A 14671-nucleotide genomic window follows, 5' to 3' on the forward strand; every position below is an offset into this window, starting at 1 on the left:
GCGTCGGCGCATGAACCTCCGACGCGTGGCAGCCCTGATCGCCATGGTGACGGCGCTGGCAGTCGGGTTCGCCCCGCCCGCCGCCGCAGCCTCCACCGGATTCACATTTGTCGATATTCCGGGCCAGGACGGGGTCGTCCTCAAGGCCAACTGGATCGCCCCGGCCACCGCCGGCAAGCACCCCGCGGTGATCTTCCCGTCGAGCTGGGGACTCAACGACGCCGAATACCTCGCCCAGGCCAAGGCCTTCGCGGCGGGCGGCTACGTGGTCGTCTCCTACACCCCGCGCGGCTGGTGGGGCTCGGGCGGCGACATCGACACCGCCGGGCCGCGCGACATGGCCGACCTGTCGCGGGTCATCGACTGGACGATTGCCAACACGCCCACCGACCCGGCGCGCATCGGGGCGGCCGGCGTCTCCTACGGCGCCGGGATCAGCCTGCTCGGGTCGGCGTTCGACACACGGATCCGGGCGGTCGGCATGCTGAGCGGCTGGACCGACCTGGTCTACTCGCTGTACGGCGACCAGACCCGGCACCGGCAGTCGGCCGGGTTCCTGCAGCTGGCGGCCCAGCTGCTCGGCCACCCGGGGCCCGACCTGTCGGGGAAGCTGGCCGACTTCAACGCCGACCGCAACGTCGATCAGGTGCAGGCGTGGGCCAAGGTGAGGTCGCCGGCGTCCTATGTCGACCAGATCAATACCAACAATCCGGCCGTGCTGATCGAGAACGCCTGGGGCGATTCGTTCTTCCCGCCCGATCAGCTGCCCGGATTCTTCGGAAAGCTGACCACGCCGAAACGGCTCGAATTGCGGCCGGGCGATCACGCGATCGCCGAACTGACCGGTCTGATCGGATTGCCGAATGCGGTCTGGATCAGCCTGCGGCGGTGGATGGACCAATATCTGGGCGGTGTCGAAACGGGCATCGGTAACGAGCCGCCCGTACGGTTGAACGACGCCGAGTCGTACGCCTCGTGGGCCGCTATGACGTCCGGAACCGTGCGGTACAGCCTCGGCGCGCCGCGGCTGCTGGATCAGACCGGCCGTTTGGGCGGGGCCGCGAGCACCGGCTGGACGAAACGCATTCCGGCCGGGCTGGACACCACGGCCGACGGCGGAATTGTATTGATCACCAACGGGATCGCCGCCTTCACCGGGCAGCCCCCGCAGATCTGGCTACCGACGGTCGACCGCACACGCGCCGGGGTCTGGGCCTCGGAGCGACCCGGCAGCCGTCTGTCGATCCGGGGCATCCCGCACGTACACCTGAACCTGGCCGGGTCCCCGCCCAGCGGGACCGTTGTCGCCTACCTTTACGACCTTGACCTTCTGGGAAACGCCCGGTTGATCACGCATGAGCCGGTCACCTGGAATTCGGGGTCCGGCGTGGTGGATTTCGACCTTTCGGCGGCGGCTTATGATGTGCCGCCGGGCCATTCGCTGACGCTGGTCGTGGATTCCGCGGACCCGTTGTATTACGACGCCAACAATGGCGGGACGATCACCATCGGCGGCGGTTCATACGTCGATGTGCCGGTCCAGGCAGGTTAGGACGTCGCGAATCGGGCCCAGGTCAAGAAGGCCGTTGGCGGCGTATTCACCGGCGGCCGGGCGAAGGGCTTCGCGCGCCTTCGACGCAGCCGCCCGGTCACCGCGGCGAATCGCGGCCCGGGCGGTCAGGCACCACAGAATCTCGGCCATCGGATCGTGCGGCGGGTCGATGGCCGAACCCCGCACCCAGGGCTCGTAGGGCCCGCAATTCTGGTCCTCGTCCCCCAGCGCGAACAGGGCCAGCGGAAGCAGCCCGTCGGTGAGCCCCGGCATGCCGGCCCGGTCCAGAATGGAACGCGCGGCCCGGTAGGCGTCGGCGGACGAAGCCCGGCGCAACGTGGTGAAGACGGCGACCAGCGGAAGTTCGTGGCGCGCGGCCAGCCGGTCGGCCGCGTCGGCGTGGGCCGCGGCCGCGTCGGGCTCGCCGAGCGCAGACCGCGTCTGCACCCGGATCAGATGCCCCAGGACCTCAGCGGTCGGCAGGCTGTGCCGGGCCGCGAGCTCGACGAGTTCGGCACCGATGGCGTCCCGCTCGGCGGCCAGGCCGCACCGGTGGAACGTCTGCATGTAGAGCCCGTTGAGCGCGAACGCCAGCAGCGCGGGATCCTCGGCCTGCCGGGCGAGCAGCACGGCTTCCTCGGCCGCTTCGCGGTCCTCGGCCGCCCCGGTCCCCCGCGCCTCGACGGCAACGGTGGCGAGAAGCCGGGCACGTTCGCTTACGCCGGGTGCCGGGTCGCGCTTTCCGGACGTACGCATCAAGCCGGCGCCCGTCCGCGGTGAAACTCGATCGTCGGGCCGGGCCGCCGGCTCGCCGACCCCGACCCCGACGGCGGGGCGGGTGGCCGCGGGAGTAGGCCCGTGGGGCATAACTCGGAGCGTTCGGCGGGCGGCCGCGACCACCTCGGCGGCGCGGGCCGGGTCGTCGGCGCGGGGCCAGACGGCCGGGACGTCGTAGGCGCCGATGACCCGCGCGGTCAGCAGCGGGTCGCCCAGTTCCTCGGCCGCCCGGATGGTGGCCGGCCGCTGCTCCTGGGCCGCGCCGAGGCCGTCCCCGCCGCCGCTCACGGCCAGGCTGCGCAGCAGGCCGACCGTGGTTTCCAGGCGGGCCCGGGTGCCGACGGCGACGAAACGGCCGTAGGCCTCCGCGGCCGCCGACCACACCTCGCCGGCGGCGTCCAGGCTCTTCTCCTGGCGCAGGATGTCCCGCTCGAGCCGGCTCAGCGCCGGCCCCGGATCCACTCCCAGCCGGGCGGACAGCAGGTCTCTGGCCCGGCGCAGCACGGCCAGTGCGTCGCCCTGCCGGCCGGTCCGATAGAGCGCCAGCGCCAGCAGCCGCCAGGCCTCCTCCCGCCACGGGTGGTCGGTGACGTGCGCGTCCAGTTGCGGGATCGCGTCGGCCGGGCGCCCCTCGGAGAGCAGCCGCGACGCTTCCATCTCGACCGCCCGCAGCCGAAGTTCGGTGAGGCGCGCCCGTTCGGAGCGGGCCCACGGCTCGTCACCGAAGTTGGCGTACGCCGGGCCGCGCCACCAGCCCAGCGCCTCGCCGAGCGGGCCACCGGCCGCGACCGCGTCCTCGAACCGCCACGCGTCGACGGCGTCCGGCGCCGCCCGCAGCGCGTACCCCGGCCCCTCGGTGACCAGCACCGCCGGCCGGGAGCGGGGTGGCCGGTCGGGTTCGAGCGCCCGCCGGAGCGCGGCGACGAACGTGCGGACCGCCGGGACCGCACCGGCCGGTGGCACCACCCAGAGGTCGTCGACCAGGTGCCCGACCGGAACCACCCGCCCGCGGGCGACCAGCAGCCGGGCCAGGACCGCGCGGTGCCTCGGACCGCGGAGATCGACCTCGCGCCCGTCCCGATCCCACGCGACGACCGGCCCCAGCACCCCGAACAGTCCGACACCCACGCCAGGAAGAGTAGGCCCGGCGGCTTGCCCCGGACGGCTACAAATAGGCCTCATGGACCTTTCGCTCGCGATTCTCATCGTCCTGGCCGCCGGGTTCGCCGGCGCGGCCGTCGGGGTGGCACACGGGCTCGCCAAGGGTGCGGCCGCGGCGATCGGGGTCGCCGCGGGCTTCGCGCTGATGCTGGGGCTCGCGCGGGTCTGGCTCCCCGGCACGTTCCTGGTCGCCGCCGCCCAGGCCGCCGCGATCACCTATCTGACGCTGGTGCGCGACCTCGGCCGGGCACGGGCCGGGCAGGCCGCGGCGGCCGCCGGACTGGTCATCGGGGCGGCGTTCGCGCTCGTCTCCTACCTCGCCGTGATGGCCCTGATCGGCGCGGCCGGCGTCTATGTGGTGCTGCGCCGCCGGTTGCGGATCCGCCCGGCTCTGCTGGTCCTGGGCGGCACCCTCGGCACCCTGCTCGCCGGCTCGGCGGCGGTCTTCGCGATCGCCCTGAGCAGCATGTGAGCCCGGGCAGCAGTGTCAACCCGAGCAGCGTTAACCCGAGCAGCAGGTGAAGGAGCGCATTCGATGGCGACGACCAAGGAACACTGCGCTGTCCGGCGGGACGTGCTCGGGCACGTGGGCAGCAAGTGGAGTTGCCTCGTGCTGACGATGCTCGACGCCGGACCGCGGAGGTACTCCGAGATCCGGCGCGCCTGCGAGATCAGTCAGCGGATGCTCTCGCTCACCCTGCGGGAGCTCGAGCAGGACGGGCTGATCGGCCGCGACGCCGAGGTGGGGGTCTACGACCTGACGCCGTCGGGGCGGTCGCTGGTCGCGTTGGTGAAGCCGCTGATCGCCTGGTCGGACGAGCACTACGCGCACATCGTCGAGAGTCGCGACCGCTACGCGGCGGCGATGACGGCCTCGGCGATCTCGGCCGGGCGGGACAGCAAGGCCATGTGACTGCCTCCGACGACGACCGGGTCGAGGCCGAGCCGGCCGGCGAACTCCTCCCCCGGGCGGGCCAGGGAACGGTCGTCGGCGCCGAGCAGGTATGCCGCGGGGAGGCCGATGGCGGTCACCGGGGGTACGTCCAGCGCCTCGACCATGTAGCCCCCGGGCTGGGGCAGGATCAGCCCGGCGACCAATTGCTGCAGTTCCGGCGACTCCCCCGCCATCAGGCCGGCCTGGATCGCCTGGAGTGGGAGCGCCACCGTGCCGTCGGGGGTCGCGGCGATCGAGGCGCGGATCGCCTCGCCGTAGCCGGCGTTCTCGTCGGCCATGCCGACGCCGGGGGCGGGCACGACGGCGCTGTAATAGATCACTTTTGCGATGCGGCCGGGGCGCCGGTGCGCGGCGCCGGTGGCCGGATAGCCGCCCCAGCTGTGCGCGACGAGCACGACGTCGCGCAGGTCGCGGCGGTCGATCTCGTGCACGATGTGGTCGACGGCGTCGGCCATCTTCAAACCGGCCGGGGAATCACCGTAGGAAAGGCCGGGCATTGTCAGGGCGACCACGCCATGCCCCTGTTCGCGCAGATGACGCGCCACCGGATGCCACGACCATGCGCCCATCCAGGCGCCCGGAATCAAAACGAATGTCACGCCGGACAACGTACTTCCGCGGCATAAGCCGATCAATGCGTGGAATCGTGACTTCGGTCGCGAACATTTTTGTGTGCTCATCGGATGCTCATCCGCTTCCGGGAGGCTTCACCGCATGAAGACGGAACGGATCGAAGGCGCCGACGGCGTGATGATCAACGTGGCGGTCGAGGGCAGCGGACCCGCGATCGTTCTGCTGCACGGGTTCCCGCAGACCCACCTGATGTGGCGGCACGTCGCGCCGGCACTGGCCGGCGAATTCACGGTCATCTGCCCGGACCTGCGCGGTTACGGGGACAGCGACAAGCCGGCCGAGGCCACGGCGTACGCGAAGCGCGAAATGGCCCGCGACGTGCTCGCGGTGAGCGAGCGCCTCGGTTTTCGCAGTTTTGCCCTGGTCGGGCACGACCGTGGGGCTCTGGTGGCCTTCCGCGCGGCGCTCGACCATCCCCGAGAGGTCACCCATCTGGCGTCGCTCGACGTGTTGCCGACCGTCGACATGTGGGAGGTCATGCACGGGGTCAGTGCCGCGGTCGGCTTCCACCTCTATCTGATGGCGCAGCCGCCGGGCCTTCCGGAGCGGATGATCGAGGCCAGTTCCGACGAGTTCTTCGGCCATTTCCTGGACCTGTGGGCAATTGACCCGCAGGCGATTCCGGCGGGGATCCGGGAACAATATCTGGACGCGTGCCGGAAGGCGATCCCGTCGATCGTGGCCGATTATCGGGCGTCGGCCGGCATTGACGTCGAGCACGACGAAACTGATCGGAAAAATGGCACGAAGCTGGCGATGCCGGTGACCGTTCTGCAGCAGGACTGGGGCGCGGCGCTCGGATTCGACGCGGCCGCGCTCTGGCGGCCCTGGGCGCCCGATCTGGTGCACGAGTCGGTTCCGTACGGACATTTCATGGCCGAGGAGGCCCCGGAGGCGGTGGTCAAGGCCGTCCGGAGCCTCCTGCTCCGATGACGTACGCCCGGCTCAGCCGGCCGTGAACGTCCACTTCTGGTTGCCGCCGCCGTTGTTCGCCCACTGCTCGACCTCGGCGCCGGTCGTGGTCGCACCCGAAGCGACGTCGACGACCTGCCCGAAGGCCCATGTCGCGGCTCTGGAAGCCGAGCGGGCGGCTGCTCCGAGCTCTCGCCCGACTTGTGCCTGCAATCTTGCTCATTGACAGCGATAACTCTCCGGCGAACGATGTGGGAGCGCTCCCATCTTCTGCGAGGAGAACCATGAAACGTGGCGCCTTCACGATCGCCATCGCTTGCCTGGCCGGCATGCTCGGCGCCCCTGCCGCCCACGCGGACGACCCCGCCCCGGTGACCGTCACCGTCAACGCGCGCTCCGGCCTCTCCACGGTGGCCGGCACCGCGCTCGGCGTGAACGACGCCGTCTGGGACGCCCAGCTGGGCACCACCGCCGTCACGGACCTGCTCGGCGCGGCCGGGGTCAAGATGATCCGCTACCCCGGTGGCTCGTACGCCGACATCTACCACTGGAAGGACAACACCGCGCCCGGCGGCTACGTCGCTCCGGACACCGACTTCGACACGTTCATGGGCTCGGTCAAGCGGATCGGCGCCCAGCCGATGATCATCGCCAACTACGGGACCGGCAGTGCCGCGGAGGCCGCCGACTGGGTCCGCTACGCGAACGTCACCAAGGGGTACAGCGCCCGCTACTGGGCGATCGGCAACGAGAACTACGGCAACGGTCACTACGGCTCGGCCTGGGAGGCCGACGACCACGCCGATCTCAGCCCGACGGCGTACGCCGACGAGGTGATCGCGTACTCGGACGCGATGAAGGCCGTCGACCCGACGATCAAGATCGGGGCGGTGCTGACCATGCCGGCGAACTGGCCCGACGGCATCGTGGCGGCCGGCGACATCGGCACCTGGAACCAGACCGTGCTCAAGCTGGCCGGTCCGAAGATCGACTTCGTGGACGTCCACTGGTACCCGGGTGGCAGCAGCGCGGCCGACTCGCTGACCAAGACGCAGTACCTGGACGACGCGCTCTACCTGCTGCGCCGCCAGATCGGGGACGACCGCATCCAGATCAGCCTGACCGAGGTCAACGCCGGGGTCGGCGAGGACACCCAGCCGGGCGCGCTGTTCCTGGCCGACGCGTACAGCTCGCTGATCGAGAACGGCGTGTTCACGGTCGACTGGTGGAACGTGCACAACGGCATGGGCACGGTCTCGACGGTCGAGGGCCAGACCGACTACGGCGACTACGGGATGCTGTCCAGCGGCAACTGCAACGCCGACAACACGGTGTGCGAGCCGCCGATGAACACGCCGCTCGCGCCCTACCACGCGCTGAAGGTGATGAGCTCGTTCGCGCACCCGGGCGACCAGATGATCCGTGCCGGAGCATCCGACCCGCTGGTCAAGGTGCACGCGTCGCTGCGGGCCAACGGCGACCTCGGCGTCCTGCTGCTCAACGAGGACCCGTCCGCGGCGAAGACGGTGGCTCTGCACTACGAGGGCTACTCTCCGTCCACCGCGACCCCGGCGGTCACGTCGTACCTGAACGGCGGCACGTCGGTGCAGACCGCGCCGGCCGGAACCGCGGCATCCCAGACCCTGCCGGCGTACTCCGTCACCCTGCTCACCCTGCACCCGGCCGCCGCCCCGACCGGTCTGCCCGCCGCGCCGGGCCGCCCGGCGGCCTCGGCGGTCACCGACCGCACCGCGACGATCTCGTGGCCGGCGGCCGCGCCGGGCCGGCACCCGATCGCCAAGTACGAGGTCTTCCGCCAGAACGGCGCGATCAGCGAGGAACTCGGCGAGACCTCGGCGACGACGCTGAGCGTCGGCAACCTCTCCCCCGGTACGCGCTACACGGTGACTGTCCTGGCGCGCGACACGGCCGGCGCGGTGTCCCGCTCCTCGCTGCCGTTGACGTTCGCCACCGGCGCCCCGGCGGTCAGCACGTGCTCGGTGCACTTCGCCGACACCAACGACTGGGGTAACGGTTACGTGGGCCAGATCGACGTGACCAACACCGGCGCGGCGGCGCTGAGCGGCTGGACCTTGGCCTTCACGTGGCCGACCGGCTGGCAGGGCGTGGACAGCGGCTGGAACGGCACGTGGTCCCAGTCCGGCCGGACCGTACGCGTGACCGACTCCCCCGCGCTCGCCGCGACCGGCGGCACGGTCTCGGTCGGGTTCGTCGGCAACTACAGCGGCCCGAACATCGCCCCGGGCACCTTCACGGTGAACGGAACGGTCTGCAGCGTCACCTGAGCCGACCGTCGTCATCGGCGCGTCGGCTCACCGCACCGGCCGACGCGCCGACGCAGCCGACGCGCCGACGCGGCCGACGCGCCGATGGCGCTGCGTCGCTGCGTCGCTGCGGCCGCGGAGCGTCGTCAATGTTGACGTGTTGACCGGATCAACATGTATGACGTGTTGATTCAGTCAACATGAGCCGCTGCGGCGGTCGCCCGGACCAGGTCGAAGTCGGGGTCGTCCACCGGGCGGCCGTAGTGGTAGCCCTGCAGCAGGCGGTAGCCCAGGTCGTACAGGGCGACCGCCTGCTCGCGCGTCTCCACGCCCTCGGCCACCGCGGCCAGACCGAGGCCGGTGCTGACCTGCATCAGCGCCTCGGCGATCACCGCGTGGCGACCGGCTTCGGTGATCCGGTCGACGAACGACTTGTCCACCTTCAGGGTGTCCACCGGCACGGTCTGCAGAAGACCCAGCGAAGAATGGCCGGTGCCGAAGTCGTCGAGCGCGATGCGTACGCCCAGGGCGCGCAACTCGTGCAGCGCGGTGACCGCCTGGCCGCCCTCGAAGACCGCGGTCTCGGTGACCTCGACCGCCAGGCACTCGGCCGGCAGGCCGGTGGCGGCCAGGGTCGCGGCCACCGTGCCGGCGAAGCCGGGCCGGGCCAGCTGACGGGCCGAGACGTTCACCGACACCTTCAACGGCGCGTCCGGGCCCAGCTCGGACCGCCACGCCACCAGTCGCGCGCACGCCGTGTGCAGGATCCACGCGCCCAGCTCGACGATCAGGCCGTTCTGCTCGGCGACCGGCACGAAATGGACCGGGCTCACCAGGCCGCGCGTCGGGTGCTCCCAGCGCACCAGCGCCTCGACCGCGTGGATCCGGCCCTCGGGCAGCCGCACGATCGGCTGGTAGACGACCCGGAACTGGCCGGCGTCGAGCGCCGCCCGCAGCTCGGCGCCGAGGCGTACGTCGGCGGCCGACCGCTCGTCGAGCACCGGGGTCCAGCGCTTCCACGGTTCACCGGTCTGCTTGGCGGCGTGCATGGCGACGTCGGCCTGCCGGAGGATCTCGGCGGAGTCGGCCGCCTCGCCGGAGCCGGCCAGGCCGATGCTGACCCCGACCAGCAGTTCATGACCGCCGACGGTGATCGGCTGACGCAGCGCCCGCCCGGCCCGCTCGGCCAGCGCGGCGTCGTCCTCGTCCGCCCGCGGAACTATGGCGAACTCGTCGCCACCGATCCGGGCCACCAGCGCACCGTTCCCGCGCAAGCGGTCGGCCACCGCCCGCAGCACGCGGTCGCCGATCGGCCGGCCCAGTTCGTCGTTGACGTTCTTGAAACCGTTGAGCCCGAGCAGCACGACCCGGCCGGGCGCGGCCTGCTCCAGGCTCCAGCGGTTGGCCAGCCCGGTCAGGTCGTCGTGCAACGCCATCCGCTCGAGCACCCCGGACTGCCGCTGCGCCTGGGCCATGAAGCCGCCCATCCGGGCGATGACCAGGAGGAACAGGACGATCGCGCCGAGCGTGAGCACCGTACGGTCCTCGACGTTGCGACTCACCCGGGGCAGCAGCAGAAGCGCGGGGGCGACCAGCGAGCACGTCCCGAAGGCGACCAGCCGGGCCACCCGGACGCGCACTGCCCGGCTTCCGCGATCGCCGGTGTCGCCGGTCGCCATCGACGGATGCAGCGCGGCGGCCGCCCAGAAGACGTACGAAAACAGGAAGCCGGCGTCGGCCGCATGCCCGTCGGAGTCGGAGTACAGGGTCATCACCGAGAAGGTGGTGTCGGCAATGAAGACCAGAGCGGTGGCGAGACCGAGCATCCGGGTGCTCGCGGTGCGGGTGCCGGGGTCGGTGAACAACCGGGCGAGACCGGCCAGGAGCAGCAGGTCGACCGTCGGGTAGGTGATGTCGACGACGCGCTCCAGCGTCGAGGCCACCGAGCCGGCCGCGATCGGGTGCAGCACGAAGATCCAGAAGGCCAGCCCGAGCCCGGTCGCGACGATCGCGGCGTCCAGGAGCCCGGCCACGGTACGCCCGCGGCTCCGGCGGATCAGCAGCACCAGCCCGGTGAAGGTCACCGGGTAGGAGCCCAGGTAGAAGATGTCGGCGAACGACGGGTACGGCGAGTCGTGAAGCACGTTCTGGACGAACGAGTAGCTGACGTCCCCGAGCACCGACATGATCTGACCGGCCGCGAACCAGTACCACATCGCCGGTCGGACGGGGCGATGCAGCCGGACCGCGAACAGGATCGCCAGCCCGGAGACCAGGCCGATGACGTCGTACACGACGTTCGCGGCCGTGCCGCCCGCGGGCAGAAAGAAGTAACCGATGATCGCCAGGGCGCCACCGCCCAGCCACCAACGCCACCACCGTGCATGCTTCACGCCCGTATATCGGTCGACGGCGGCGTGACTTGAGAGAGGTTGCCGGCCGGCGGCGGCGTGTCGCGCACCACTGGCACCCAGCGCCGCCGCGGGCAGCCGGCCGCTAGCGGTCGCGGTCGGTGGTGAAGGCCCTTGCCAGCATCGCGGCGACGGCCACGCCGACCACGGCGATGCCGACCTGCACGCCGACGACCGCCCAGTCGTAGCGGTGGCTCGCCACGGTGAACAGGTGGCTGCTGTGGATGTCGTAGTGGTCGGCCACCCAGGTGCCGGCCACCGCGGCCAGCATGCCGATGATCACGGTCACGACCAGGCCGATGTTTTGCCGGCCGGGCAGGACGAGGCGGGCCACCACGCCGATGACCAGGCCGAAGACGATCGCCGCCAGGTAGTCCTGCGCATGCACCGATGGGTTCCTCTCGCCGGTGGACGTAGGACGATGATGCACTGCCCCCGCAAGGCGGGGACGATCACCCCAGGCGTGCGGTGATCTCCTCGGGCGGGGCCGGCCGGGCGAACAGGTAGCCCTGGCCGAGGTCGCAGCCGAGATCGCTGACCCGCCGCTCGCGGGCCTCGGTCTCCAGACCCTCCGCGGTGACCTCGATGCCGAGGTCGTGGCAGAGCTCGATCGTGTGCCGGAGGATGTCGGCCGCGGCCGCCGACGAGGTGTCCAGGTCGGCGACCAGGTCACCGGCGACCTTGAGGCCGGTCACCGGGAGCCGGGAGAGGACGGCCAGGCTGGCGTACCCGGTGCCGAAGTCGTCGACCGCCAGGCGCAGGCCGAGGGCGGCCAGTTCGCGCAGGCGGTCGCGGTGCTCGCCGACGGCCGCGCTCTCGGTGATCTCGAGCTGGAGCCGGTGGGCGGGCAGGCCGGTGCGGTGCAGGATGTCGGCGACCTCGGCGGCCAGCCCGGGCTCGCCCAGCTGCAGCGGCGACAGATTGACGCTGATCAGCAGGTCGTGGCCCTGCCGGCGCCAGGCGGCGCCCTGCCGGCAGGCCTGCTCGAGCAGCGACCGGCCCAACGGCCGGATCAGGCCCGTACGCTCGGCGAGGTCGATGAACTGCTGGGGGTTGAGGGCGGGGAGGCCGTCGGGCCGCTGCCACCGCGCCAGCGCCTCGACGCCGGCGACCGTGTGGTCGGACAGCCGGTAGAGCGGCTGGTAGTAGGGCACGAACTCGCCCTTGGCCAGAGCGGCCGGCATCGCGGCGGCCAGCCGGTGGCGGCTGCGGTCGGCCTCGGCGCGGACCGCCTCGAAGACGGCGTGCTCGCGCCGGTCCTGGCGGGCCCAGTCCAGGGCCAGGTGGGCGTCGCGCAGCCAGCCGTCGGGATGGGTGCCGGCGAGCGGGTTTTCCACCACGCCCGCGGTCACGCCGACCGAGAACGAGTAGCCGTCGATCGGGAACGCCGGACTGAGCGCGACCCGGGCCGAGGCCGCCGCCTTCACCACCTCGTCGGGGCCGCCCTCACCGGCCACCACCAGAGCGAACTCGTCGTCGCCGAGGTGGGCCAGGAAGTAGCCGCCGGCCGCGGCGACCTGCCGCAGCCGCCAGGCGACGTCGGCCAGCAGGCGGTCGCCGTTGTCGCGGCCGAGCGCGTCGGTCAGCTCGGCCACGCCGTCCACGCTGAGCAGGCACATGCCGAGCCGGTCGCCCGGTGCGGCCACGGCGATCCGCTCGCCCAGGTCCTTGCGCAGGTACTGCCGGTTGGGCAGGCCGGTCTGGACCTCGTGCAGCAGCGCGTCCTGCAGGCGCTGTTGCAGGTCGGTCTGCACGCGCCGCCAGTGGATCTTTTCCGACCGGTTCATCTGCTCGGCCGCGCTCACCGCCGCTGCCCGCTGCGCGGTCGTGAAGCCGGTGACCAGCCGGTCGAGCAGCCGGAGTATGCGCTCGGGGACGTCGTCGCCGGGTGCCGGCCGGGGACGCGGCCCGCCGTCACCGAGGAGGGCGGGAAGCCGGCCGGCGAACAAGCGCACGGTCACGCCGGCCACCTGCGGCGCGGCCATGCGCAGATCGACCAGCTCGACACCGATGCGGTAGCCCAGCGCCGGGTCGAACGGCTCGCCGCGGACCGCCGCCACGAACTCGTCGAGCAGGTCGTGCAGGGCGGCCCGGGCACGGGCGCGCACACCAGGAACGAACCCGGCCTCGACCACGCCGCGCAACCAGTCCTCGGCCAGCGCCGCCAGGCCGTCGTCGGTGATCTGCCGCCGCACCGTGTCCTCCACCCCGCTCACCTCTTACGGGCCACCGCCACCAGAGCCGTCGGCTGTGGTGGGTCGCCCGCCTCGTCGGGGTCGGGCTGCCAGTCGGTGGCGGCGACGACGCCCGGCTCGACGATCTCGAACTCGTCGCCGACGATCTCGGCGATCTCGTCCGGGTCGCGGATCACGACCGGGGTCGGCGTCCGTTCGTACAGCTTGCGGGCCGTCTCCTGGGCGGCCCGGCCCTGCGCCGACTTCTCCGGGCCGAGGTGCGAGAGCACCAGGTAGCTGCCGGGCACCAGCGCCTTGCCGAGCCGCTCGACGATCGCGCCCGGTGCAGCCGAGTCGGGCACGAAGTGCAGCACCGCCACGGTCAGCACGGCCACCGGCCGGGAGAAGTCGAGCAGGTCGAGCACTTCGGGGTGGGTGAGGAGGCTCTCCGGGTCGCGCAGGTCGCCCTGGATCACCCGGGCGTAGGAATTGCCGGCCAGCAGGCTGCGGCTCTGCTCGACCGCGATCTGGTCGATGTCGACGTAGACCACCCGGGCGCTGGGGTCGGCCTCCTGGGCGACCTCGTGCACGTTGCCGAGGGTCGGGATGCCGGAGCCGATGTCGAGGAACTGGCGTACGCCGCGGGCCGACAACCAGCGGACCGCCCGGCCGAGGAAGGCCCGGTTGGCGCGGGCGACCAGCCCGGCGGAGGGGAAGGCGGCCTCGGTGCGCTGCCAGAAATCGCGGTCGACCTCGAAGTTGTGCAGGCCACCGAGGGCGTAGTCGTAGACCCGGGACGCGTCGGGAACCGTGACGTCGACCCCGTCCGGCACCCAGTCGTACGAGTCGGTCACCGCTCCACCCCGATCCCCGCCGCCCAGCGATTGAAGCTCTAGGATGCACCAGCCGGACGCAGTGTCCAACTGGGAGCGTTCTCGCCCGGTCGGGTGCTGGCTCAGCGGCGTACCCGTCTGACATGGTGGGGAGCTTCACCAAGAGGAGAGGCCGATGACGCCGCCTGAGCTCCGCCCGGACGTTCCGCACTCCGCGCGCATCTACGACTACGTGCTCGGCGGCAAGGACAACTTCGAGGCCGACCGGGTGGCCGCGGAGAAGATGCTCGAGGGCATGCCGTCGCTGCGCGTCTCGATGCGGGCCAACCGCCGGTTCATGGTCAAAGCGGCACGGTTCATGGCCCGTCAGGGCATCCGGCAGTTCCTCGACGTCGGCACCGGGCTGCCGACCCACCCCAACTTGCACGAGGTGGTCCAGGGCGAGGCGCCCGAGGCCAAGGTCGTGTACGTCGACAACGACCCGCTGGTGCTCGTGCACGCCCGCGCGCTGCTCATCCCGGTCGGCACCGGCACCGTGTCCTACCTCGACGCCGACCTGCGCGAACCCGAGGCGATCTTCTCCGCCCTGCCGATCAGGGACGGCTTCGACCTCGCGCAGCCGGTGGCGGTCACGCTGATCGCGGTGCTGCAGCACATCGTCGACGACGACATCGCCCGCGACATCGTCTCGCGGGTGATGGCCCCGCTGGTGCCCGGCAGCGCGCTCGCGATCGCGGCCGTGACGACCGAGAACGACGAGCGGGGCGGCGACCACACCGTGCAGACCTACAACCGCAGCGGGGTGCCGGTGCGGCCGCGCTCGCTGGGCGAGGTCGAGGCGCTGTTCGGCGACCTGCCGCGGGTCGAACCGGGCGTCGTCCTGGTGCACCGGTGGCGGCCCGCGGGCGAGGACGCCGGCATCGAGGACAAGGACGTCGCGATGTACGGCGGGGTCGCCTTCAAACGCTGATCACCGTC

General features: G+C 71.8%; 13 protein-coding genes. 6 read left to right on the forward strand and 7 right to left on the reverse strand.

What is annotated here, in order from left to right; all coding sequences use genetic code 11:
- Positions 1-10 precede the first annotated feature (10 nt).
- Positions 11-1552: a CocE/NonD family hydrolase gene (locus ACIA5C_RS09340; RefSeq protein ID WP_396052829.1), complete on the forward strand. Its 1542-nt coding sequence runs from the start codon at positions 11-13 to the stop codon at positions 1550-1552.
- On the opposite strand, the gene ACIA5C_RS09345 is transcribed toward ACIA5C_RS09340, so the two are convergent.
- Positions 1520-3457: a BTAD domain-containing putative transcriptional regulator gene (locus tag ACIA5C_RS09345; protein WP_396052830.1), complete on the reverse strand. Its 1938-nt coding sequence runs from the start codon at positions 3455-3457 to the stop codon at positions 1520-1522. The two genes, ACIA5C_RS09340 and ACIA5C_RS09345, sit on opposite strands and share 33 nt — an antisense overlap.
- Before the next feature lie 52 nt (positions 3458-3509).
- Between ACIA5C_RS09345 and ACIA5C_RS09350 the strand changes: the two genes are divergently transcribed.
- Positions 3510-3962, forward strand: a complete 453-nt coding sequence (locus ACIA5C_RS09350; protein ID WP_396052831.1) for a hypothetical protein — start codon at positions 3510-3512, stop codon at positions 3960-3962.
- 63 nt (positions 3963-4025) lie between these two features.
- Positions 4026-4403 carry a winged helix-turn-helix transcriptional regulator gene (locus ACIA5C_RS09355; RefSeq protein ID WP_396052832.1) on the forward strand — a complete coding sequence of 126 codons (378 nt, stop codon included), beginning with the start codon at positions 4026-4028 and terminating at the stop codon, positions 4401-4403.
- On the opposite strand, the gene ACIA5C_RS09360 is transcribed toward ACIA5C_RS09355, so the two are convergent.
- Positions 4343-5044, reverse strand: coding sequence for an alpha/beta fold hydrolase (locus tag ACIA5C_RS09360; RefSeq protein WP_396052833.1), 702 nt, complete (start codon positions 5042-5044; stop codon positions 4343-4345). The two genes, ACIA5C_RS09355 and ACIA5C_RS09360, sit on opposite strands and share 61 nt — an antisense overlap.
- A gap of 115 nt (positions 5045-5159) precedes the next feature.
- Between ACIA5C_RS09360 and ACIA5C_RS09365 the strand changes: the two genes are divergently transcribed.
- The gene (locus tag ACIA5C_RS09365) at positions 5160-6011 is read left to right on the forward strand and encodes an alpha/beta fold hydrolase (protein WP_396052834.1); all 852 of its coding nucleotides are present in this window, start codon (positions 5160-5162) and stop codon (positions 6009-6011) included.
- 12 nt (positions 6012-6023) lie between these two features.
- Here ACIA5C_RS09365 and ACIA5C_RS09370 read toward each other — a convergent pair whose 3' ends face one another.
- Positions 6024-6203 (reverse strand): RICIN domain-containing protein, encoded by a 180-nt coding sequence (locus ACIA5C_RS09370; protein ID WP_396052835.1) that lies wholly within the window; start codon positions 6201-6203, stop codon positions 6024-6026.
- 71 nt (positions 6204-6274) lie between these two features.
- Here ACIA5C_RS09370 and ACIA5C_RS09375 point away from each other — a divergent pair, with 71 nt between their 5' ends.
- A complete protein-coding gene (locus ACIA5C_RS09375) occupies positions 6275-8296 on the forward strand; it encodes a cellulose binding domain-containing protein (RefSeq protein WP_396052836.1) in 2022 nt (673 codons plus the stop codon).
- A gap of 170 nt (positions 8297-8466) precedes the next feature.
- On the opposite strand, the gene ACIA5C_RS09380 is transcribed toward ACIA5C_RS09375, so the two are convergent.
- From ACIA5C_RS09380 to ACIA5C_RS09395, 4 genes are all read right to left on the reverse strand, one after another.
- A complete protein-coding gene (locus ACIA5C_RS09380) occupies positions 8467-10668 on the reverse strand; it encodes a putative bifunctional diguanylate cyclase/phosphodiesterase (RefSeq protein WP_396052837.1) in 2202 nt (733 codons plus the stop codon).
- A 103-nt stretch (positions 10669-10771) separates the two neighbouring features.
- Positions 10772-11074: a GlsB/YeaQ/YmgE family stress response membrane protein gene (locus ACIA5C_RS09385; RefSeq protein ID WP_396052838.1), complete on the reverse strand. Its 303-nt coding sequence runs from the start codon at positions 11072-11074 to the stop codon at positions 10772-10774.
- 64 nt (positions 11075-11138) lie between these two features.
- Positions 11139-12893 (reverse strand): putative bifunctional diguanylate cyclase/phosphodiesterase, encoded by a 1755-nt coding sequence (locus tag ACIA5C_RS09390; RefSeq protein ID WP_396052839.1) that lies wholly within the window; start codon positions 12891-12893, stop codon positions 11139-11141.
- Positions 12894-12898: 5 nt separating this feature from the next.
- Positions 12899-13714 (reverse strand): SAM-dependent methyltransferase, encoded by an 816-nt coding sequence (locus ACIA5C_RS09395; protein WP_396052840.1) that lies wholly within the window; start codon positions 13712-13714, stop codon positions 12899-12901.
- 154 nt (positions 13715-13868) lie between these two features.
- Between ACIA5C_RS09395 and ACIA5C_RS09400 the strand changes: the two genes are divergently transcribed.
- Complete coding sequence (locus ACIA5C_RS09400) at positions 13869-14663, forward strand: SAM-dependent methyltransferase (RefSeq protein WP_396052841.1); 795 nt, start codon at positions 13869-13871, stop codon at positions 14661-14663.
- The last annotated feature ends 8 nt before the right edge of the window (positions 14664-14671 follow it).

It is taken from the genome of Actinoplanes sp. NPDC051343, from assembly GCF_044455125.1.
In the GTDB taxonomy this organism is placed as follows: domain Bacteria; phylum Actinomycetota; class Actinomycetes; order Mycobacteriales; family Micromonosporaceae; genus Actinoplanes.